20 protein-coding genes are annotated in these 19,623 nt (G+C 69.9%); 9 read left to right on the top strand and 11 right to left on the bottom strand.

The window, feature by feature from the left end:
• Positions 1–269 precede the first annotated feature (269 nt).
• From LK06_RS27435 to LK06_RS27425, 3 genes are all read left to right on the top strand, one after another.
• Entirely contained in the window at positions 270–869 is a 600-nt protein-coding gene (locus tag LK06_RS27435; RefSeq protein WP_039648581.1) for a histidine phosphatase family protein, read from the top strand.
• 289 nt (positions 870–1,158) lie between these two features.
• Positions 1,159–1,776: a hypothetical protein gene (locus LK06_RS27430; protein ID WP_039648332.1), complete on the top strand. Its 618-nt coding sequence runs from the start codon at positions 1,159–1,161 to the stop codon at positions 1,774–1,776.
• Positions 1,777–1,870: 94 nt separating this feature from the next.
• The gene (locus LK06_RS27425) at positions 1,871–2,293 is read left to right on the top strand and encodes an acyl-CoA thioesterase (protein WP_039648334.1); all 423 of its coding nucleotides are present in this window, start codon (positions 1,871–1,873) and stop codon (positions 2,291–2,293) included.
• 141 nt (positions 2,294–2,434) lie between these two features.
• On the opposite strand, the gene LK06_RS27420 is transcribed toward LK06_RS27425, so the two are convergent.
• From LK06_RS27420 to LK06_RS27385, 8 genes are all read right to left on the bottom strand, one after another.
• Positions 2,435–3,802, bottom strand: coding sequence for a nucleobase:cation symporter-2 family protein (locus tag LK06_RS27420; RefSeq protein WP_043408246.1), 1,368 nt, complete (start codon positions 3,800–3,802; stop codon positions 2,435–2,437).
• Between the two features lie 275 nt (positions 3,803–4,077).
• Entirely contained in the window at positions 4,078–5,463 is a 1,386-nt protein-coding gene (locus LK06_RS27415; protein WP_043408248.1) for an 8-oxoguanine deaminase, read from the bottom strand.
• A gap of 68 nt (positions 5,464–5,531) precedes the next feature.
• A complete protein-coding gene (locus tag LK06_RS27410; RefSeq protein WP_039648339.1) occupies positions 5,532–5,870 on the bottom strand; it encodes a hypothetical protein in 339 nt (112 codons plus the stop codon).
• A gap of 62 nt (positions 5,871–5,932) precedes the next feature.
• The gene (pucL, locus tag LK06_RS27405; protein ID WP_043434781.1) at positions 5,933–6,880 is read right to left on the bottom strand and encodes a factor-independent urate hydroxylase; all 948 of its coding nucleotides are present in this window, start codon (positions 6,878–6,880) and stop codon (positions 5,933–5,935) included.
• 7 nt (positions 6,881–6,887) lie between these two features.
• Positions 6,888–7,286 (bottom strand): hydroxyisourate hydrolase, encoded by a 399-nt coding sequence (uraH, locus tag LK06_RS27400; RefSeq protein ID WP_039648343.1) that lies wholly within the window; start codon positions 7,284–7,286, stop codon positions 6,888–6,890.
• Between the two features lie 4 nt (positions 7,287–7,290).
• Positions 7,291–7,803, bottom strand: coding sequence for a 2-oxo-4-hydroxy-4-carboxy-5-ureidoimidazoline decarboxylase (gene uraD / locus LK06_RS27395; RefSeq protein ID WP_039648345.1), 513 nt, complete (start codon positions 7,801–7,803; stop codon positions 7,291–7,293).
• A gap of 142 nt (positions 7,804–7,945) precedes the next feature.
• On the bottom strand, positions 7,946–8,308 hold the full coding sequence (locus tag LK06_RS27390; protein ID WP_039648346.1) for a helix-turn-helix domain-containing protein: 363 nt from the start codon (positions 8,306–8,308) through the stop codon (positions 7,946–7,948).
• On the bottom strand, positions 8,305–8,568 hold the full coding sequence (locus LK06_RS27385) for a YkoF family thiamine-binding protein (RefSeq protein ID WP_039648348.1): 264 nt from the start codon (positions 8,566–8,568) through the stop codon (positions 8,305–8,307). The genes LK06_RS27390 and LK06_RS27385 overlap by 4 nt, the downstream gene beginning before the upstream one ends.
• Before the next feature lie 169 nt (positions 8,569–8,737).
• Between LK06_RS27385 and LK06_RS27380 the strand changes: the two genes are divergently transcribed.
• The 5 genes from LK06_RS27380 (at position 8,738) to LK06_RS27360 (ending at position 13,547) form a co-directional block, all read left to right on the top strand.
• Positions 8,738–9,568, top strand: coding sequence for a TIM barrel protein (locus LK06_RS27380; RefSeq protein ID WP_039648350.1), 831 nt, complete (start codon positions 8,738–8,740; stop codon positions 9,566–9,568).
• 38 nt (positions 9,569–9,606) lie between these two features.
• A complete protein-coding gene (locus LK06_RS27375; RefSeq protein ID WP_039648352.1) occupies positions 9,607–10,500 on the top strand; it encodes a 2-hydroxy-3-oxopropionate reductase in 894 nt (297 codons plus the stop codon).
• Between the two features lie 218 nt (positions 10,501–10,718).
• Positions 10,719–12,191, top strand: a complete 1,473-nt coding sequence (locus tag LK06_RS27370; RefSeq protein WP_039648582.1) for a catalase — start codon at positions 10,719–10,721, stop codon at positions 12,189–12,191.
• Between the two features lie 402 nt (positions 12,192–12,593).
• Positions 12,594–12,827 (top strand): hypothetical protein, encoded by a 234-nt coding sequence (locus LK06_RS27365; RefSeq protein WP_039648354.1) that lies wholly within the window; start codon positions 12,594–12,596, stop codon positions 12,825–12,827.
• A 153-nt stretch (positions 12,828–12,980) separates the two neighbouring features.
• Positions 12,981–13,547: a TIGR04222 domain-containing membrane protein gene (locus tag LK06_RS27360; RefSeq protein ID WP_043407874.1), complete on the top strand. Its 567-nt coding sequence runs from the start codon at positions 12,981–12,983 to the stop codon at positions 13,545–13,547.
• 94 nt (positions 13,548–13,641) lie between these two features.
• Here the strand turns inward: LK06_RS27360 and gcl are convergent, their stop codons facing one another.
• A complete protein-coding gene (gene gcl / locus LK06_RS27355; protein WP_086083521.1) occupies positions 13,642–15,429 on the bottom strand; it encodes a glyoxylate carboligase in 1,788 nt (595 codons plus the stop codon).
• 218 nt (positions 15,430–15,647) lie between these two features.
• On the opposite strand from gcl, the gene LK06_RS35125 reads away from it, so the two are divergent.
• Complete coding sequence (locus LK06_RS35125; RefSeq protein WP_199806254.1) at positions 15,648–15,812, top strand: hypothetical protein; 165 nt, start codon at positions 15,648–15,650, stop codon at positions 15,810–15,812.
• 438 nt (positions 15,813–16,250) lie between these two features.
• Here LK06_RS35125 and LK06_RS27345 read toward each other — a convergent pair whose 3' ends face one another.
• Both LK06_RS27345 and LK06_RS27340 read right to left on the bottom strand, forming a co-directional pair.
• The gene (locus LK06_RS27345) at positions 16,251–17,858 is read right to left on the bottom strand and encodes an AMP-binding protein (protein ID WP_052319010.1); all 1,608 of its coding nucleotides are present in this window, start codon (positions 17,856–17,858) and stop codon (positions 16,251–16,253) included.
• Complete coding sequence (locus LK06_RS27340; protein WP_039648358.1) at positions 17,855–19,528, bottom strand: AMP-binding protein; 1,674 nt, start codon at positions 19,526–19,528, stop codon at positions 17,855–17,857. The genes LK06_RS27345 and LK06_RS27340 overlap by 4 nt, the downstream gene beginning before the upstream one ends.
• Between the last annotated feature and the right edge of the window lie 95 nt (positions 19,529–19,623).

The following is a 19,623-nucleotide window of genomic DNA, read 5'->3' as shown; positions in this document are numbered from 1 at the left end:
CACACCGGTCGGGCGGCTGCTCGCTGCTCCTGCCGGGCCTCGGCCTTCCGTGTCGGCCGGTACGGCGGGGCCCGGTCCCGGCTCATGTGGTCGTCCGGGCGCGTACCGGGCCGTGTGCAGCTGGTCCCCGGTCCCTCGCGGCGCTCACAGCACCGTTCGTCCTCCCCGGTGTGGCCCCGACGGGACACCGGCCGTCCGGCGCAGCCCGTTCTGCGGACCACGGCCGGCCTGTGACACCGTGCTGGCAGGCGAGCTGGAAGGGCTTCGACGTGGGTGACCTCTTTCTGGTCCGGCACGGTGAGACCGAGTGGTCACGGTCCGGACGACACACCGGCTGGACGGACGTACCGCTCACCGAGCACGGTCGGGACGAGGCGAGGCGCCTGGTCCCGTTGATCCGCTCGCACCGGATCGGGGCGGCGTTCGTCAGCCCGCTGCAGCGGGCCCGCGAGACCGCCCAGCTCATCGGGATCCACGACGCACGGGTGGACACCGACCTGCGCGAGTGGGACTACGGCGGGTACGAGGGCGTGACCACCACGGAGATCCACCGGCGCAGGCCCGGCTGGTTCTTGTTCACGGACGGGGTCCTACCCGGGCCCCCAGAGCATCCGGGCGAGAGCGTGGAGCAGGTCGGGGAACGCGCCGACCGGATGCTGGACAAGGCCGACGCGGCCCTCGCCAACACCGAGGGCGTGGTCGTCTTGATCGCCCACGGCCACTTCCTGCGCGTGCTCACCGCCCGTCGCCTGGGACTGCAGCCGGATCACGGGGCGCTGTTCCAACTGGCGACGGGGACGTTGTGCCGGCTCAGCACGGAGCACGGGCGGCCGGTGGTGGCGGGGTGGAACATTCGGCCACCGCAGTAACCCATCGCCGCTGGCCGCACGGCCGTTCCCGGGTGGTACGACCGGATGTGGGCGGCACAGCACAGCCGAATGCGAGTGGTGCAGCCGGATACGGGCACCAGCCCGGTTCGTCACGAACCGGCCCTCCGCGACACCCGGGTGGCGGCGCGCCGTCCCCCCGCGGGGACCTTCCCCACCGGTACCGAACGACATGCCCCGCCCCGTCACTGTCAGACGCGGGCCGTACCCTGCGAAGGGGCCGTCTCCCCGGCTGCGCCCGTCCAGCCGGGGCTCCCGGAAGGAGCGAGCCGTGACCCGAGCACCGACCGCCGCCCAGCGGCAGGTGATCGATGCCGCCGACCCGGTCACCGGCCGGCTGCGCGGTACTCAGGCTCAGCTCGCGGCACTGGTCAAGCGGGGGCTCGCCTTCCGGCACCCACGGCCGCCGCACGACCACTTCCTCACCCCGGCCGGGCACCGCATGCGCGAGGCGGTACCCGAACCACAGGTGCCCACGCCGTCCACCGGGGTGTTCACGCCCCGCGTCGGAGGTGAGGAGGGGGCTCCCCTGGCCGGTCCGGCGCGGCTGCGCGAGGTGCACAGCGCCTGGCAGGGGCTGCTGGAACTACGCCGGATGACCCACCCCGACGGCGCGGTGGACCGGCCGTGCGGCTGGGAGCGTACGCATCTGGTGCAGGCCGCGGCGCTCGCCCTGGAGGCGGCCGGACACCGTCCGGCGGGAGGTGACGCGGACGGCTACCGGGTACGCGCGACCGCGCAACCGGAGGCGGTGGCCGTATACGCGCCGGACCCGGGCACCCTGGCGGCCTGCGGGGCCACGCTGGAGCGAGCGGGCTGGCAGGCGGGTGAGTACACCGAACCGCGGACGAGGGTGCGGTACCTGCTGGCCTCGCCGCGCCGGGTGTGAACGGCATGTCAGGATCAGCGGGTCAGTGCGTCCTACAGCAGAAGTCCGACACCAGAAGTCCTACCCGACAAGCCGTACACGACAAGGGGACATCGTGAGCGAGCCGTTTTCCGTGCACGTGACCGTCCGCGGATACGAGACAGACGTCCAGGGCCACCTCAACCAGGCGGTGTACATCAACTACGCGGAGCACGCCCGCTGGTCGCTCCTGCGGGCAGCCGGGGTGACCCAGACCGGGCTGATCGCCCAGGGCGTGGGCCCGGTGGCGCTGGAAACGACGATTCGCTACCGGCGGGAACTGCTCGCCGGTGACGAGGTCGACGTGACGTGCGCGTTCGAATGGGGTGGTGGCAAAACCTTCCGCATCCGCCAGGAGGTGCGCAGGGCGGACGGCACGGTGGCGGCCGAGATCACCGCGGTCGCCGGGCTGATGGACCTCAAGGAGAGAAAGTTGATCGCCGATCCGGGCAAGGTGTTCAAGGAACTGGCGGCCGATCCAGCCCCCTTCGGTCTGTAGCCGCCCCCGGGCACGGCCTGGGGCCGGGGACAGACGGTGTGCCACGACGGGTCAGGGCGATTCGCGTTCGCCTCCCCTCTCCCTGCCCGTTTCTACCCGGCCCCGCCCGGCTCCGCCTTGCCCCGACCAGCCCCGACCGCTTCAGTGTGCGGCGGCGATCTCCTCCCCCGCCTCCACGGGACGGGTGGCGTCCTGTGCCTCGCGGCCCTTGCCCAGGTGGTTGAAGAGCAGGTTGAGGACCACGGCGGCCACGCAGCCGGTCGAGATGCCCGAGTCCAGGACGATCTTCGCGGTCTCGGGGAAGGAGTGGTAGAACGCAGGTGCGGTGATCGGGATCATCCCGACGGCCAGGGAGACGGCCACGGTCAGGATGTTGCCGTCCCGGTCGAGGCCGGCCCGCACCAGGGTCTGGATGCCACTCGCGGCGACCGAGCCGAACAGCACGACGCCGGCGCCGCCGAGCACGGGTCGGGGCACGACCGCGATGAGCGAGGCGGCCATCGGGCACAGGCCCATCAAGACCAGGAAGCCGCCGGCGGTGGCGACGACGTACCGGCTGCGGATCCGTGTCATCGCCACCAGACCGATGTTCTGGGCGAAGGCGCTGCACATGAAGCCGTTGAAGAGCGGGCTGAGCGCGGAGCCGAGGGTGTCGGCGCGCAGGCCGGCCGCGATGGTCCTCTCGTCCGCGGGGCGTTCGACGATCTCGCCCAACGCCAGGATGTCGGCGGTGGACTCGGTCATCGACACCACCATCACCACGCACAGCGAGAGGATGGCGGCCGGCCGGAACTGGGGGGTGCCGAAGTGGAACGGGGTCGGGAAGCCCACCACGTCGGCGTGCGCGACGGGGCCGAAGTCGGTGACGCCGAAGGGTACGGCGAGGAGCGTACCGGCGATCAGGCCGAGCAGGACGGCGATCTGCTTGACGAAACCGCGGGTGAAGCGGCGCAACAGCAGAACGATGGCCAAGGTGACGCCGGCGAGGGTGAGATAGGTGACCGAACCGTAGTCACCGGCCTTCGGGTCGGGTCCCTGGGCCCAGCCGAAGGCGACCGGCAGCAGCGACACGCCGATCAGGGTGATGACGGAGCCGGTGACGACCGGGGGGAAGAAACGGACCGCCTTGCTGAAGAAGGGGGCGGCCAGGAAGCCGAGGAGGCCAGCGACGACGACCGCGCCGAAGATGACCGGCAGGGCGTCGGACTTGTCCCGGGTGGAGGCGACGACGGCGGTCATGGGGGCTACCCCGGCGAACGTGACGCCGTTGACGAAGGGCAGCCGGGCGCCGATCTTCCAGACGCCCAGGGTCTGGAGAAGGGTGGCGAGGCCGGCGGTGAACAAGCAGGCGCCGGTGAGGAAGGTCAGGTCGGTCGCGGTCAGGCCCACGGCCGCGCCGATGATCAGGGGCGGGGCGACGACTCCGGCGTACATGGCGGCCACGTGCTGCAGTCCGCTGGTCGCCATTTTGAGGGCGGGAAGCTTTTCGTCAACAGGATGGGCGGCCACGGCGGGTCCTCCGGTCGGTTGACACGTCTTCGTCGACGTGGGTTTCAAGGAGGTGGTGCGTGTGGTCGTGCGGGACCGTGACGGGGGCTGGGCACACGAGTCGTGTTCGATGCGCGGTGAGCGGTGACCGGCTCCGGGGCGCGCGCTTGCGCGCGCCCCGGAGCCGGCTGCCGTGAATCCCGCTCGGATTCACGGTCCCGGCCGGGAGCCGTCCCTCCCGACCGGAGTCTTCCGGCTCTCGGCCGCACGCGGCGACCGCCGGGGATCGTGGTGGATCAGGCCTGGGCGGTGATCCGGGCCAGGCGCTGGGCCTCCTGACGGGTGGAGCGGGCGATGGCGTCCTCGTCGGCGGTGAGGAGACGACCGTTCTCGACGATCTGGCGGCCGTCCACGAAGGACGCGGTGACCGGCGCCGCCGCGCCGAACACCAGCGCCGTCACCGGATCGGCGATGGAGGCGTGGGCGAGCGTGTCCATCCGCCACAGCACCAGGTCGGCCAGCTTGCCCGGCTCCAGCGAGCCGGTCTGTTCCGCCCGGCCGAGAACCTGGGCACCCCCGTAGGTACCGAGCCGCAGCGCCTGGCGGGCGTTCAACGCGGCCTCGCGGTGCGGGCCGAGGCGGTTGATCAACAGGGCGTTGCGCAGTTCGGTGTGGAGTTCGCCGGACTCGTTGGAGGCGGTGCCGTCGACGCCGAGGCCCACCGGGACGCCCGCCCTGAGCATGTCGGGGACGCGGGCGATCCCGGCCGCGAGCCGGGCGTTGGAGGAGGGGCAGTGGGCGACACCGGTCTTCGTACGGGCGAAGGCGGCGATGTCGGAGTCGGTCATGTGGACGCAGTGCGCCATCCACACATCGGCACCGAGCCAGCCCGTGGACTCGAAGTAGTCGGTCGGGCCCATGCCGAACAGTTCGTGGCAGAACTTCTCCTCCTCTACGGTCTCCGAACCGTGGGTGTGCAGGCGTACGCCCAGCCGGCGGGCCAGTTCAGCGCCCTCGCGCATGAGTTCGGTGGAGACGGAGAACGGCGAGCAGGGGGCGACCGCCACCTGCGTCATGGCGTCGAAGGAGGGATCGTGGTGCTTCCTGACGGTCTCCTCCGTCGCCGCGAGGGCGCCCTGAAGCGTCTCGACGGCGAAGTCCGGCGGCAGGCCTCCGTCCTTCTCACTGCGGTCCATCGAGCCGCGTGCCAGGGTGAAGCGCACGCCCATCTCGGCGGCGGCCTTGATGATCGAACCGGACAGGTCGCCGGAACCATGCGGGAAGACGTAGTGGTGGTCCATGGCCGTGGTGACACCACCGCGGGCCATCATGGCGAGGGACCCCTGTGCGGCCGAGTAGGTCATCTGCTCGTCGATGCGCGCCCAGGTGGGGTAGAGCGCGACCAGCCAGTTGAACAGGTTGTGGTCGGTGGCCAGGCCCCGGGTGATCCACTGGTAGAAGTGGTGGTGGGTGTTGACCAGTCCGGGCGTGGCCAGATGGCCGCTCGCGTCGATCCGGCGCACCACGTTCTCCAGGCCTTCGGGGGCACGGCCCGCGCCAACCGACTCGATCCGGTTGCCGGCGAGGACCAGGTGCCCGCGGGCGTACTCCGTGTCGCCCGCGTCCACGGTCGCGATCGCGCAGTTCTCGATGACGATGCGCTGGGCTGCCGATGGTGCCATCGTGCTTCCTTGTCTTTCGGTGGCGGCCCGTGGAGGGGGAGTGTCCACGGGGAGGGCACGGCAGGACCCTAGGAGGATTTGAGTGCCGGAGCAGGGTGGCTCCGGGTGCCGAGGTGGTGGAAGAACAGGTTGAACGGGGCCGTGACGAGCACGTCAGCGTCGATCGCGGGGCCGGACGGGGTTCGCGCCCGGGTTTGCGCCCGGGCCGGGAAGTCGGTGTGGAAGGCCGGCGCTGACGGCGGAGCGCTGCCGGCGCCGAGCGCCGCGGCGGCCTCGACGAAGCGGGAACCGTCGTCCGGTGCCGCCCGGGACGGCGCACGGATGCCGCTGACGGCGATCGGCCGGAACGGGAGGCGACCCGAGCCGTCGCGGTGTGCCGTGGCGGCCCCGTTCGCAGGCTGTGCCATTTCGTTCCCTCCGGTGTGCGGCGCCCCGGCCTCGGTGACGGGGCCGGGGCGCGCGTCCCGCGTCAGAGATTGGTCATGTCGACCGGGATACGGGCCTCACAGCCATCGCGCACGACCGTGCCCTCGATGAGGCCGTAGGGGCGGTCGGCGGCGAAGTACACCTCGTTGTCGTTCTTCAGCCCGAAGGGCTCCAGGTCGACGAGGAAGTGGTGCTTGTTGGGCAGCGAGAAGCGGACCTCGTCGATCTCGCTGCGGTTGTTGATGATGCGCGAGCCCATCTGATACAGCGTCTGCTGCAGCGAGAGCGAGTAAGTCTCGGCGAAGGCCTGGAGCATGTGTTTCCTGACCTGCTCGTAGGACTTCTCCCAGTTGGGCATCTTCTGCTCGTCGTCGGTCCAGTTGAACCGCCACTGGGCCGCGACCGATGTGGCCAGGATGCGGTCGTAGGCCTCCTGGAGGGTCGTGTACTTGTCCTTGATGTAGCCCCAGAACTCGGAGTTGGTCGAGTTCAACACCGTCAGGTCCTTGAGGCCGGAGATGACCTGCCACTGCTCGCCGTCGTAGGTGATCTCGGTCAGGCGGGTCTCCTGGCCCTTGCGGACGAAGGAGTGCTTGACCTCGTCGGCGCCGATGAACTTGGAGTTGGCGTCGGAGGACTCGATCCGCTCCCAGGCGTACTCCTCGATGCGGATCCGCGCCCGGTGGATCACCTCTTGCGAGGTGACGAAGTGGCGGGCGAGGTGGATACCGAACTGCTCGGCGGACTCGATGCCGTGTTCCCTGGCCTTCGCGAACACCGTGTTCTTGGTGGTGTCGGTGGGCAGGACGTGGGCGTTGGAGCCGGAGTAGTGGACGTCGTCCATGTCGCCGCTGAGCGCCACGGAGACGTTGAGGTCCTTGATGTGGTGGGTGGCGCCGTCCCGCGTGATCTTGACCACTCGGTTCTCGGCCTTGCCGTACTGGTTCTGTCCCAGGACCACAGGGCGGGCCGGGCGGGAATTTTCTGCCATGTGTCTGCTAGCTCCCTCGGTAAACGGAGTAGCCGAACGGGTTGAGCAGCAGCGGTACGTGGTAGTGCTCCCCGGGGACCACGGCGAACGTGATCGCCACCTCCGGGAAGAACACGGACTGCGCACCGCTGTCCCGATTCGCGGGGGCGTCCTGCTGCGCATCGGCTTGCTTCTTCTCGAAATACGGCTCGACGGCGAAGTCCAGCCGTACGTGGGTGGTCCCTTCCGGCAGCGCCGGCAGGTCCTTGCACCGGCCGTCAGCGTCGGTCGCGGAGCCGCCGAGCGCCTGCCAGTCCGTTCCCCGCCCGGTCCGGGCGGAAAGGTGAACGGCGACGCTCTCCGCGGGACGGCCGACGGAGGTGTCCAGGATGTGCGTGGACACGGAGGTGGTGGTGCTGGTGCTCATGGTGTCAGGCGTCCTCTTCGACGAGTCGGGCCAGTCGGATGCGGTTGATCTTTCCCAGCTCGGTGCGGACGATCTCCCGCTCCTTCTCCGGCGCGTTGTCGATCCGCTCCCTGGCTGCGTCCCGCATCTGCTCGCCGGTCCTGCCGGTGGCGCAGATGAGGAAGACGTGGCCGAACCTCTCCTGGTACGTCAGGTTGAGTTCGAGCATCTCGGCCTTGAGTTCCTCCGAGGCGCCGGCCATGCCGCGCTGTTCGCGTGCCGAGGCCGGGTCGCCGGGCCTGGGGCGCCCGATCGGCGGATGCCCGGCCATCGCCTCCTCCAGGTCCGCGGTCGTCAGCTCGGCCATGGCGGCGTCGCTGGCGGCGTAGAGGTCCTCCAGGGTGGCGTAGGGGCGGGCGGCGAGTAGTTGTCGGGCCCATGCGGCGGACGCGCACGCCTCGTGAAGGGTTGCGAAGGCCGCGCTGTCCTCCAGATCGTTGAACCGGGCCAGACCCGAGGGCGTGGAAGTCGACGTCACGGGAGCCTCCGTGGCCGCGATGGGCCTTCGTGCTGAACGGGCTGCCGATAGCTAACGCCCTCGGAAACACGACGTCAACACTTTGTTGAAAATTCTGCGTAACAAGCCCGCCGACTTCCAGGGGACGGCGCAGCCTCGCCGATCAGGCCCCCTTCTCCCGGTTGAGGTAGTTGTAGACGGTGAAGCGGCTGACGCCGAGCGCGCTCGCCACGGTCTCCACACCGTGCCGCACGGCGAAGGCCCCGCGGGCTTCCAGGATGCGCACGACTTCCTGCTTGGACTTGCGGTCCAGGTCCGCCAGCGGTCGCCCCCGCCTGCGTTCCATGGCAGCCAGGATGTGGTCGAGGGAATCGGCCAGCTGAGGCAGGCGCACGGCGACGGCGTCGGCCCCCTCCCAGGCCAGGACGACGTCCTCGGGGCCGGCCTCGTCCGGTGGAAGCAGTTCCCCACCCATCGCGTCGACCAGCGGTTTCACGGCCGCGATGAAGGGCTCGTCCCCGGTCATCTGTTACCCTCCCCTTCCCCGCCCCCGATCACGTTGACCTGGAGCGAGACCCGGGTGGCACCGGCCTCCAGGCTCTTGCGCAGTAGCGCGTCCACAGCCGTGAGCACCCGGTCGGCGTCCCCCTCGGCGGTGTTGCCGAACGGGCCGACGTCCACGGCGTCGAGTTCGGCTGCCTCGATGATCCGCCGCGCCGCCAGGGCGTGCGCGGGCGCCTCGTCCAGGTCGAAGGGCTCGGTCGTGAACTCCACTCTCAATCGCACGCGCTCAACCTAACGCGCGGCGCGACTTTCGGGCAGTCCTGCCCGGTCCGGGGCCGTGCGGCTCGCGGGGCACCCCTTGACAAGCGACGACACCCGACGGCAATCTTCCATTAAGCAGAAACGAACTTCCGCAATATGGAATCTTGATACGGAAGGGAGCGCGGCCCGAATGGGATTCGCAGACCAGCGCTTCAACGTCAACCTGTCGATCCTCTTCACGGAACTCCCGCTCCTGGAGCGCCCCGCGGCAGCCGCGGCGTCGGGCTTCACCGCGGTCGAACTGTGGTGGCCCTGGATCGACTCCCCGACCCCCGACCAGCGCCAACTCGACGCCCTGAAGAAGGCGATCGAGGACGCGGGCGTCCACCTCACGGGGCTGAACTTCTACGCGGGACGACTGCCGGGCCCGGACCGCGGCGCACTGTCCGTCCCCGGCGCGGAGGCGGAGAGGTTCCGCGCCAACATCGAGGTGACCGCCGACTTCGCCGCTTCCCTCGACTGCAAGGCCCTCAACGCCCTGTACGGCAACCGCGTCGAGGGCGTGGACCCGGCCGAGCAGGACGCCCTCGCCCTGGAGAACCTGGTGCTCGCCGCACAGGCCGCCGACCGGATCGGCGCGATCCTGCTGGTCGAGGCGCTGAACCAGCCCGAGTCACCGTCGTACCCGCTGGTGTCGGCGCCCGCGGCGGTGGAGGTCGTCGACCGGGTCAACGCGACGACGGGGCTGCGGAACGCGAAATTTCTCATGGACCTGTACCACCTGTCGATGAACGGCGAGGACCTGCCGTCGGTGATCGAGCAGTACGCGGCGAAGACCGGCCATGTACAGATCGCCGACAACCCCGGCCGCGGCGCCCCCGGGACGGGCTCACTCCCGCTGGAGGAGCTGCTCGACCGACTGAGGAAGGCCGGCTACGACGGCTGGGTCGGACTGGAGTACAAGCCCGGCGACCGCCCGAGCGCCGAGACCTTCGAGTGGCTCCCGCGCGAAGCGCGCTGAACCCCCTTGACACAGCAGAGCAGCGAGAGAGGCATCCGATGAGCAACACCCTCCCCAAGATCGCGTGGATCGGTCTCGGCATCATGGGCTCCCCCATGTCCGAGAACCTGATCAAGGCGGGCTACCAGGTCACCGGGTTCACCTTGGAGCAGGAGAAGCTGGACCGGCTGGCCGCCGCCGGCGGCACCGCGGCCGGCTCCCTGGCGGAGGCGGTCCGGGACGCCGACGTGATCGTCACGATGGTGCCCGCCTCCCCGCAGGTCGAGGCCATCTCCTACGGCCCGGACGGCATCCTGGAGAACGCCCGGAAGGGCGCCCTGCTGATCGACATGTCCTCGATCACCCCGCAGACCTCCGTCGACCTGGCCACCGCCGCCAGGGACAAGGGCATCCGGGTCCTGGACGCCCCGGTGTCCGGTGGCGAGGCCGGCGCCGTCGAGGCAGTGTTGTCGATCATGGTCGGTGGCGAGCAGGCCGACTTCGAGCAGGCCAGGCCGGTGTTCGAGGCCCTCGGCAAGACCATCGTGCGGTGCGGCCCACACGGCTCCGGCCAGACCGTGAAGGCCGCCAACCAGCTGATCGTCGCCGTGAACATCCAGGCGTGCGCCGAGGCGGTGGTCTTCCTGGAGAAGTCGGGGGTGGACCTGGAGGCCGCGCTGGACGTGCTCAACGGCGGACTGGCGGGTTCCACCGTACTGACCCGCAAGAAGGACAACTTCCTGGGTCGGGACTTCAAGCCGGGCTTCCGCATCGACCTGCACCACAAGGACATGGGCATCGTCACCGACGCCGCCCGCAACGTCGGCGCCGCCCTGCCGGTCGGTGCCGTGGTCGCCCAACTGGTCGCCTCGCTGCGCGCCCAGGGTGACGGAGGCCTGGACCACTCGGCCTTGCTGCGGGCCGTGGAGCGCCTCTCCGGCGCCCAGCTCTGACCCGCCCCAGACTTCCGGGCGGCGCCGCCGCCGACACCAGTCCTGTCGCGCCCAGGCGTCGGCGCCGCCCGGAATCAAATTCAACAAACTGTTGACGTCTCGTCCGCCCAAATCTAGGCTCACGCCAGCGAAAGCTCCATAAAGCGGAAGTCTGATTCCGAAAATTCCAGGATTCCGCAGATTCCCGCTGCCCTCTCGCACGGAAGGTCCCGATGTCGATGCGCGTGTTCAAGGCGCGAACTCTCACCACGGAGTCTGGCGCACCAGTCGCAGACAACCAGAACTCCACCTCCGCCGGCGTCGGCGGCCCGCTGCTGATCCAGGACCAACACCTCCTGGAGAAGCTCGCGCGCTTCAACCGCGAGCGCATCCCGGAGCGCGTGGTGCACGCCCGTGGCTCCGGCGCCTACGGTCACTTCGAGGTGACGGACGACGTCACCAGCTTCACCCACGCCGACTTCCTCAGCGAGATCGGCAAGCGCACCGAGGTGTTCGTGCGCTTCTCCACGGTCGCCGACTCCCTCGGCGGCGCGGACGCCGTCCGCGACCCGCGCGGCTTCGCGGTGAAGTTCTACACCGAGCAGGGCAACTACGACCTCGTCGGCAACAACACCCCGGTGTTCTTCATCAAGGACCCGATCAAGTTCCCCGATTTCATCCACTCGCAGAAGCGGGACCCGTTCACCGGCAAGCAGGAGCCGGACAACGTCTGGGACTTCTGGGCCCACGCCCCCGAGGCGACGCACCAGGTGACCTGGCTAATGGGTGACCGCGGCATCCCCGCGTCCTACCGCCACATGAACGGCTACGGCTCGCACACCTACCAGTGGACGAACACCGCGGGCGAGGCCTTCTTCGTCAAGTACCACTTCAAGACCAATCAGGGCATCCGCTGTCTGAGCAGCGAGCAGGCCGCGGAGACCGCGGGCAAGGACCCCAGTTCGCACCAGACCGACCTGCTCCAGGCGATTGAGCGCGGGGTCCACCCGTCCTGGACGCTGTACGTCCAGCTCATGCCTGCGGCCGAGGCGGCGGACTACCGCTTCAACCCGTTCGACCTGACCAAGGTGTGGCCGCACCGGGACTACCCGCTGCAGCGCGTGGGCCGCCTGGTCCTGGACCGCAACCCGGACAACGTCTTCGCCGAAGTCGAGCAGGCCGCGTTCTCCCCGAACAACTTCGTGCCCGGCATCGGACCGTCCCCGGACAAGATGCTCCAGGGCCGCCTGTTCGCCTACGCGGACGCCCATCGCTACCGGCTCGGCGTGAACCACACCCAGCTCCCGGTGAACGCCCCGAAGGCGGTGCCGGGCGGCGCCCAGAACTACGGCCGCGACGGCCACATGGCGCTCAACTCCCAGGGGCGGCACGCCAAGAACTACGAGCCGAACTCCTACGACGGCCCGGTGGAGACCGGCCGCCCCCTGTCGGCCCCGCTCGCGGTGAACGGCCACAGCGGCACCCACGAGGCCCCGCTCCACACCAAGGACGACGCCTTCTACCAGGCCGGCGAGTTGTACCGGCTGATGTCCGCGGAGGAGAAGTCCCGTCTGATCGCCAACATCGCCGGCGGCCTCTCGCAAGTCTCCCGCGACGACGTGATCGAGAAGAACCTGGCCCACTTCCACGCCGCCGACCCGGAGTACGGCAGGCGCGTGGAGGAGGCGGTCCGCGCCCTGCGCGAGGACTGAGACCACAAGCTGCGTCCGGGACGTGACGGGGAGGTCCCGGCCCGGACGCGTACGACCCGCCGCCGAGCGGTCCGCATGAGGGGTGATCACTCGGCAGAGGTGGGCAGGGCGAGGACCGCGGCGGAGTGCGCGCCAGTGCGGTGGTGAAGGCCCCGAGTCCCCTTCTCGACCAGAGGGAAGGGCACCCGGCTCCGTCGCAGCCGCCGCGGTCCCCGGCCATGGCCCCAGCCAGAGGCCCAACGAACTCCGTCCGGTGGCGCGAACGTCCTGTCGCGCCCAGCCTCGCGCCGTCGGACGGCCAGCGCAGCACGCCGAAGCGCCCCCCGAGCAGGGGGCGCTTCGGCGTGCTGCGCTGGCCGTCTCCGGCGTGCACTTCCGCCTCGCCCGCCGCACGCTGAAGGCATGGGCAATCCGACGCAGTTCCCGCACATCGTGGTCCACCCGCCCGCTCTGGACGGCTCCCGGCGGGTCACCGAGGGGGAGGTGATCCTGGGGATTGCCTCCCATCTGGACGACGTCGTGGAAATCCTGCGGCTGGCAGACCTGGACCGGATCGAAGTGGAGGAGAGCGATCTGATCGAGTGGCAGGGCGGCGGGCCGGACGACTGGCCGGGACTGTCGGAGCACGAACTGTAGCGGTGGGCGTGCAACGGTGGCCGTCCCTTCGCACCCCCCTGAGGACAACCTCTGAAAACCGCGGTGCAGGCTTCGAACACCCCCCTGACCGGGCATATCACCGGCAGGGGGTTCGCCGGCACGGGGGCGGCGATCCCTGTGCCGGGGGGTGCCATGGAGAGTACGACGTCGCTGCCGGCCGACCCGCACGCGATCGCACTGTTGCGCGGCGGTGCCCGGGCCGCCGTGACGGTGGCGGTGCTGGGACTGCATCTGCGGGGCGCCGTCGAGGCGGGCCGCGGCACGCTGCGGACGTCCGGCCCGGTCCCCCGGGAGTCCGCGCCCACCCTGGCCAGGGCCGTCCATGCCACACTGCACCGGCCCGCCGGCCTACGGCAGTTGCTGGACCGGCGGGGCGTCCGGGATGCGCTGGCGGGGCTACGCGGAGAACTGGGCACGGCCGGTCTGCTGCGGACCGTCCTGCCCGGGCCCACGTTCCGGGCCCGCCGGGCCCTGAAGGACCTACGCGGCGGACATCCGCTGCCCGCCCACCGCTACGGTCTGTCCGTGGAGGACAAGCTGCTCCTGGTCGCCCTGCACGGTGACAAGGCGCTGTCCGCCCTGGCACCCCGCTTCACCCGTGAGGCGGGCCTGACGGACCAGGGCCCCGCCGGACCCGAGCTGCGCCGGCCCCCACGCGACGGGGGCGACGGGAGCGCAGGCGGCTCCGGCCCGGTGTGAGCCGGCGTGAGTTGGTGTGCCGTGGTGTGAACGGCAGCGTGAGAGGGGCGGCCGGTCCGCGGACCGGCCGCCCCTCTCACGTGCGGGGGACGTGTCAGACCTTCAGCGGCCGGACCGCCGTGGGAGCGTGACCGGGCTCGGTGGCGAGTTCCTCGAACTCGGAGATGTCGCTGATGTCCATGGTGCGACTCATCGAGATGTTGGTGATCCGCTCCAGGATCGCCTCGACGACGACCGGGATCTGGTACTCGGCGGCCAGTTTCTTGGCCTCCTCGAAGGCGGCGCCCAGCTGGTCCGGCTCGGTGACCCGGATCGCCTTGCAGCCCAGCCCCTCGGCGACCTTGACGTGGTCCACGCCGTAGACGCCCAGTTCGGGCGTGTTGATGTTCTCGAACTCCAGGTTGACCTGGAAGTTGATGTCCAGCCCGAGCTGCGCCTGGCGGATCAGGCCGAGGTAGGCGTTGTTCACCAGGACGTGGACGTAGGGGATCTTGTGCTGCGCAGCGACCGCGAGTTCCTCGATCAGGAACTGGAAGTCGTAGTCGCCGGAGAGCGCGACGACCGGGGAGTCCGGGTCGGCCTTGGCCACACCGATGGCGGCCGGGATGGTCCAGCCCAACGGGCCGGCCTGGCCGCAGTTGATCCAGTGGCGCGGCTTGTAGACGTGCAGCATCTGCGCACCGGCGATCTGGGAGAGACCGATGGTGGTGACGTACCGCGTCTCGGGGCCGAAGGCCCTGTTCATCTCCTCGTAGACGCGCTGCGGCTTCATCGGGACGTCGTCAAAGTGCGTACGGCGCTGGAGGGTGGCCTTCCGCTCCTGGGTGGCCGCCACCCAGTCGCCGCGGTCCGGGAGCCTGCCCTCGGCCTTCAGTTCCCTGGCGACCTCGATGAACAGTTGCAGGGCGGCCTTCGCGTCGGAGACGACTCCGTAGTCCGGCGGGAAGATCTTGCCGATCTGGGTGGGCTCGACGTCCACGTGGACGAACTTCCGGCCCCGGCGGTAGACGTCGAGTTTGTAGCCGGTGTGCCGGTTGGCCCAGCGGTTGCCGATGCCGAGGACGAAGTCGGACTCCAGGAAGTTGGCGTTGCCGTAGCGGTGCGAGGTCTGGACGCCGGCCATGCCCGCGTTGAGTTCGTGGTCGTCGGGCAGCGCCCCCCAACCCATCAGGGTCGGGATGACCGGGGTCCGGGTCAGCTCGGCGAACTCGGCCAGCAGACCGGAGGCGTCGGCCCCGATGATGCCTCCGCCGGCGACGATCACCGGACGCTCGGCGGCGAGCAGGAAGGAGAACGCCTTCTCGATCTGGGCCCGGGTTGCAGTGGGGCGGTAGATCGGTAGTGGCTCGTAGGTCTCCGGGTCGAACTCGATCTCGGTCAGCTGGACATCGATCGGCAGGTCGATCAGCACCGGGCCCGGGCGACCTGAGCGCATCAGGTGGAAGGCCTGCTGGAAGACGCCGGGGACCTGTGCCGCCTCCAGGACGGTGACCGCCATCTTGGTCACCGGCTTGGCGATCGAGGCGATGTCCACGGCCTGGAAGTCCTCCTTGTGGATCACGTTCGTCGGCGCCTGGCCGGTGATGCACAAGATCGGGACCGAGTCACCCATGGCGGAGTACAGGCCGGTGATCATGTCCGTGCCGGCCGGGCCGGACGTGCCGATGCACACACCGATGTTGCCCGGCTCGGCTCGCGTGAAGCCCTCCGCCATGTGCGAGGCACCCTCGACGTGGCGGGCGAGGGTGTGGTCGATGCCGCCCCCTTCCTTGAGCGCCTTGTAGAAGGGGTTGATCGCCGCGCCCGGCACGCCGAAGGCGTCGGTGACGCCCTCGCGCTTGAGGATCTCAACTGCCGCGCGGGCAGCGGTCATACGAGCCATCGGGTACTCCTGCCTCGGCTGTCGGATGCGTACTCCCGTCGCGCCCCGCGGTGAGCACAGCCTCCCTTGATTTTCCGTATTACGGAATTTAATTTCTACTATCTGGAAGCAATGTAGGGGCGGGGGCGAACGCCGTCAAGGGAGTGAAAGTGCCGGACGAGCGGGTACGGCAAGAGGAGGGTGAGGAACCGTCGCGACGCCCAGCCTTGGAGTCGGCCATGCCCGAGAGCGTGCCGGTGCACTGTTCGGCCTGTCGGCGCGAACACGTCCACACCGTGCCGGTCTATCCGCGCGCGTGCGGTGCACCCACCGGCCCCTGCTGGAGCCGACCGCCCAACCGACGCGTCACCACCGCCGCGCTGTACCTGCGCTGGCTGGACTAAGCGGACCTTCGCCGGACCGGTGAGCGGCCCCCGAACGGCACTGGGGCTGGCCGCCTGGGGGGTGGTCGCCCAGGTGGCCCCGGCCCCACGGCGGCCCCGCCCGGGACGTGGAGTGTGTGGGCTCAACGGCGATGACGGAGTCCGTGGACTGCCTGTACGTCTCCTTCGCGGGCTACACCGATGCCGCCGGCGCCGCACCGGAAACCTGGGCATCCCGTTGTCCGTCGTGGACCTCGCGGGTTCATCCCCACAGCCAGTGAACGACCACGCCGGCGCACTGACCTCCGCAGGCGCGCCCGGGCCGGGAAACCGGCCGCGGGACCGGCGCGCCGACCGTCCCGCGGGCCAGGCTTCCGGCGGTCCCACACGGCGCTCCGAACGCGGTGAGGCCGGGGTTCCCACCCGCGGCCTCAGTCCCGCGAACTCAGTCTTGCGGTCTCACGCCTGATACTTCTGCCGCAGCTCGACCTTGCGCACCTTCCCGGACACCGTCATCGGGAAGGAGTCGAGGATCTGGAGCCTGCTGGGGACCTTGTAGTGCGCCAGCCGCCCCTCGCAGAAGGCGCGCAGTTCCTCCAAGGTGATCGGATCGGCCCCTTCGAGCGGGATGACGCAGGCGAGCACCTCCTCGCCGTACTTCTCGTGCGGCACCCCCACCACCTGGACGTCCCTGATCTTCGGATGCGAGTAGAGGAACTCCTCGACCTCACGCGGATAGATGTTCTCCCCACCCCGGATGATCATGTCCTTGATGCGGCCGACGATCTCGACGTATCCGTCCTCGCGCATCACCGCGAGGTCTCCGGTGTGCATCCAGCGACCCGTGTCCACGGCCTCGGCGGTCTTTTCGGGCTCGTTCCAGTAGCCGAGCATCACGCTGTAACCGCGGGTGCACAGTTCCCCCGCAGTGCCCCGGGGCACCGTCACCCCGTCCACCGGGTCGACGATCTTGACCTCAAGGTGGGGCAGGACGCGACCCACGGTGGCGGTGCGGTGCTCCAGGTCGTCGTCGATGCGGGTCTGCAGGGAGACCGGGGAGGTCTCGGTCATTCCGTAGCAGATGGACACCTCGGCCATGTGCATCTCGGCGACGACCCGCTTCATCACCTCCACCGGGCAGGGCGAGCCCGCCATGATGCCGGTGCGCAACGTGGAGAGGTCGTAGGAGGTGAAGTCCGGGAGGTTCAGCTCCGCGATGAACATGGTCGGGACGCCGTAGAGGGCGGTGCAGCGCTCCTGCTGTACCGCCTCCAGGGTGGCCTTCGGATCGAAGGACGGGGCGGGGATGACCATGCAGGCGCCGTGCGAGGTGGCCGCCAGATTCCCCATCACCATGCCGAAACAGTGGTAGAAGGGGACCGGAATGCAGACCCTGTCCTGCTCCGTGTAGGCGATCAGCTCCCCCACGAAGTACCCGTTGTTGAGGATGTTGTGGTGGGACAGGGTGGCGCCCTTGGGGAAGCCGGTCGTTCCCGAGGTGTACTGGATGTTGATGGGGTCGTCACAGCTCAGCTCGCCGCTGCGGACCCGGAGGTCCTCGCGCTGGCCGGCGCCGCGCCGCAGCATCGCCTGCCAGCTCGGATCCCCGATGTACACGACCTCCCGCAGCTGCGGGCATCTGCCCCGCACGTCCTCGACCATCGTGCGGTAGTCACTCGTCTTGTGCTGGAGGGAGGCGAACAGCAGGGAGATCCCGGCCTGGTTGAGGACGTACTCGACCTCGTGTGTGCGGTAGGCGGGATTGATGTTGACCATGATGGCGCCGATGCGCGCGGTGGCGTACTGCACGAGCACCCACTCGGCGCAGTTGACCGCCCAGATGCCCACGCGGTCGCCCTTGGCGACCCCGCTCGCCAGCAGCGCGTACGCCAGTTCGTCGACGTCGGCAGCGAACTGGGAGTAGGTCCAGCGCCGTCCGGAGGGCACGTCGACCAGGGCCTCGCGGTCCGGCCAGACGGTGACCGCCCGGTCGAGGTTGGCGCCGATGGTGTCACCGAGCAGGGCGGTGGTTCCGGTCCCGTGGGTGTACGACAGCTTCGGTCTCACCGGAAGTCCTCCTCGCGGTATTCGTCGTCCGAGCCCTCGGCCGTGGCCTCGCGCAGCTCGATCCGGCGGATCTTGCCGGAGACGGTCTTGGGCAGCGTGCCGAACTCCAGCCGGCGGATCCGCTTGTACGGGGCAAGCACCTGGCGGGAGTGCTCGAAGATGGCCTTCGCGGTGTCGGGGCCCGGCTCGAACCCCTCGGCGAGGACGACGTAGGCCTTGGGCACGGCGAGCCGCAGTTCGTCCGGGGCGGGGACCACGGCGGCCTCGGCCACCGCCTCGTGCTCCAGCAGCGCGCTCTCCAGCTCGAACGGGCTGATCTTGTAGTCAGAGGCCTTGAAGACGTCGTCGGCGCGCCCGACGTAGGTGAGGTAGCCGTCCTCGTCACGGGAGGCGATGTCACCGGTGCGGTAGTAGCCACCGGCCATGGCCTCGGCCGTGCGGTCGGGGTCGCCGTGGTAGCCGGTCATCAGGCCGACCGGGCGTTCGGAGAGGTCCAGGGCGATCTCGCCCTCGCCGGCACCGGGCGCTCCGGTGACCGGATCGAGGAGTTCCACCCGGTAGCCGGGGCTGGGACGGCCCATCGAGCCGGTCTTGAGCGGCTGGCCCGGGCTGTTGGAGACCTGGACGGCGGTCTCGGTCTGTCCGAAGCCGTCCCTGATGGTGACGCCCCAGGCACGCCGGACCTGGTCGATGACCTCGGGGTTGAGCGGTTCACCGGCGGCCACGGCCTCACGCGGCGGACGGCGTAGCTGGCCGAGGTCGGCCTGGATGAGCATGCGCCACACGGTCGGCGGGGCGCAGAAGGTGGTGACCTGGGCGCGGTCCATCTCGGCCATCAGGCGGGCCGCGTCGAACCGGGTGTAGTTGAAGATGAAGACGGTCGCCTCGGCGTTCCACGGGGCGAACAGATTGGACCAGGCGTGCTTGGCCCAGCCGGGCGAGGAGATGTTCAGGTGTACGTCGCCGGGCTTCAGGCCGATCCAGTACATCGTGGCCAGGTGCCCGATCGGGTACGAGGTGTGGGTGTGCTCGACCAGCTTGGGTCGGGCGGTCGTGCCCGAGGTGAAGTAGAGCATGAGCGGGTCGTCGGCCCGGGTGGGGCCGTCGGGCTGGAACCCGGCGGGGGCGGTGTACGCGTCCTCGTACCGCTCCCAGCCCTCCTCCGGTGGTCCGCCGACCCGGATCCGGGTGTAGGCGCCCGGCACGTCCGCGAACTTGGCGGTGTCCTCGGCCCGTACGATCACGTGCTTCACCCGGCCCCGGTCCACCCGGTCTCGCAGGTCGGCGGGGCCGAGCAGCGGGGTGGCCGGGATGACGACCGCCCGCAGTTTCATCGCGGCCAGCGCGGTCTCCCACAGCTCTACCTGGTTCCCGAGCATGACGAGGATGCGGTCCTCCGCCGCGACCCCGCGCTCGCGCAGCCACCCGGCGATCCGGTCGGACCGCTCGGACAGCTCGGCGAAGGACAGCCGGGTCCCGGTGCCGTCCTCCTCGACGATGTGCAACGCGGTCCGGTCGTTGCCGGCGGCGATCACGTCGAACCAGTCCAGCGCCCAGTTGAAGTGTTCGGGTCGTGGCCAGGCGAACCCGTCACGGGCGGTCCCGTAGTCCTCGCGGTGTTCCAGCAGGAAGTCCCGCGCCCTGCGGAACAGGTCGGTCGCGGTCGTCATCCGTCCTCCTCGCTCTTTTTCGGCCGTTCACCCCGGATGCTCGCGCTCAGCGGCTCACTTCCGTGCTCCGGACCTTGCCGGGCGGCTCCCCGGCA

It is taken from the genome of Streptomyces pluripotens, assembly GCF_000802245.2.
In the GTDB taxonomy this organism is placed as follows: Bacteria; Actinomycetota; Actinomycetes; order Streptomycetales; family Streptomycetaceae; genus Streptomyces; species Streptomyces pluripotens.
The sequence above is the reverse complement of the archived record's forward strand: the minus strand, read 5'-3'. Positions and strand labels throughout refer to the sequence as shown.

What these genes read in the sequence shown, in the direction of transcription:
- LK06_RS27415 (WP_043408248.1), bottom strand. Translation starts at nt 5,463, where the DNA reads ATGGCACCATCGGCAGCCCAGCGCATCGTCATCGAGAACTGCGCGATC.
- LK06_RS27410 (WP_039648339.1), bottom strand. Translation starts at nt 5,870, where the DNA reads ATGGCACAGCCTGCGAACGGGGCCGCCACGGCACACCGCGACGGCTCG.
- pucL (WP_043434781.1), bottom strand. Translation starts at nt 6,880, where the DNA reads ATGGCAGAAAATTCCCGCCCGGCCCGCCCTGTGGTCCTGGGACAGAAC.
- uraH (WP_039648343.1), bottom strand. Translation starts at nt 7,286, where the DNA reads ATGAGCACCAGCACCACCACCTCCGTGTCCACGCACATCCTGGACACC.
- LK06_RS27390 (WP_039648346.1), bottom strand. Translation starts at nt 8,308, where the DNA reads ATGACCGGGGACGAGCCCTTCATCGCGGCCGTGAAACCGCTGGTCGAC.
- LK06_RS27380 (WP_039648350.1), top strand. Translation starts at nt 8,738, where the DNA reads ATGGGATTCGCAGACCAGCGCTTCAACGTCAACCTGTCGATCCTCTTC.
- LK06_RS27375 (WP_039648352.1), top strand. Translation starts at nt 9,607, where the DNA reads ATGAGCAACACCCTCCCCAAGATCGCGTGGATCGGTCTCGGCATCATG.
- LK06_RS27370 (WP_039648582.1), top strand. Translation starts at nt 10,719, where the DNA reads ATGCGCGTGTTCAAGGCGCGAACTCTCACCACGGAGTCTGGCGCACCA.
- LK06_RS27365 (WP_039648354.1), top strand. Translation starts at nt 12,594, where the DNA reads ATGGGCAATCCGACGCAGTTCCCGCACATCGTGGTCCACCCGCCCGCT.
- LK06_RS27360 (WP_043407874.1), top strand. Translation starts at nt 12,981, where the DNA reads ATGGAGAGTACGACGTCGCTGCCGGCCGACCCGCACGCGATCGCACTG.
- gcl (WP_086083521.1), bottom strand. Translation starts at nt 15,429, where the DNA reads ATGGCTCGTATGACCGCTGCCCGCGCGGCAGTTGAGATCCTCAAGCGC.
- LK06_RS35125 (WP_199806254.1), top strand. Translation starts at nt 15,648, where the DNA reads ATGCCCGAGAGCGTGCCGGTGCACTGTTCGGCCTGTCGGCGCGAACAC.
- LK06_RS27340 (WP_039648358.1), bottom strand. Translation starts at nt 19,528, where the DNA reads ATGACGACCGCGACCGACCTGTTCCGCAGGGCGCGGGACTTCCTGCTG.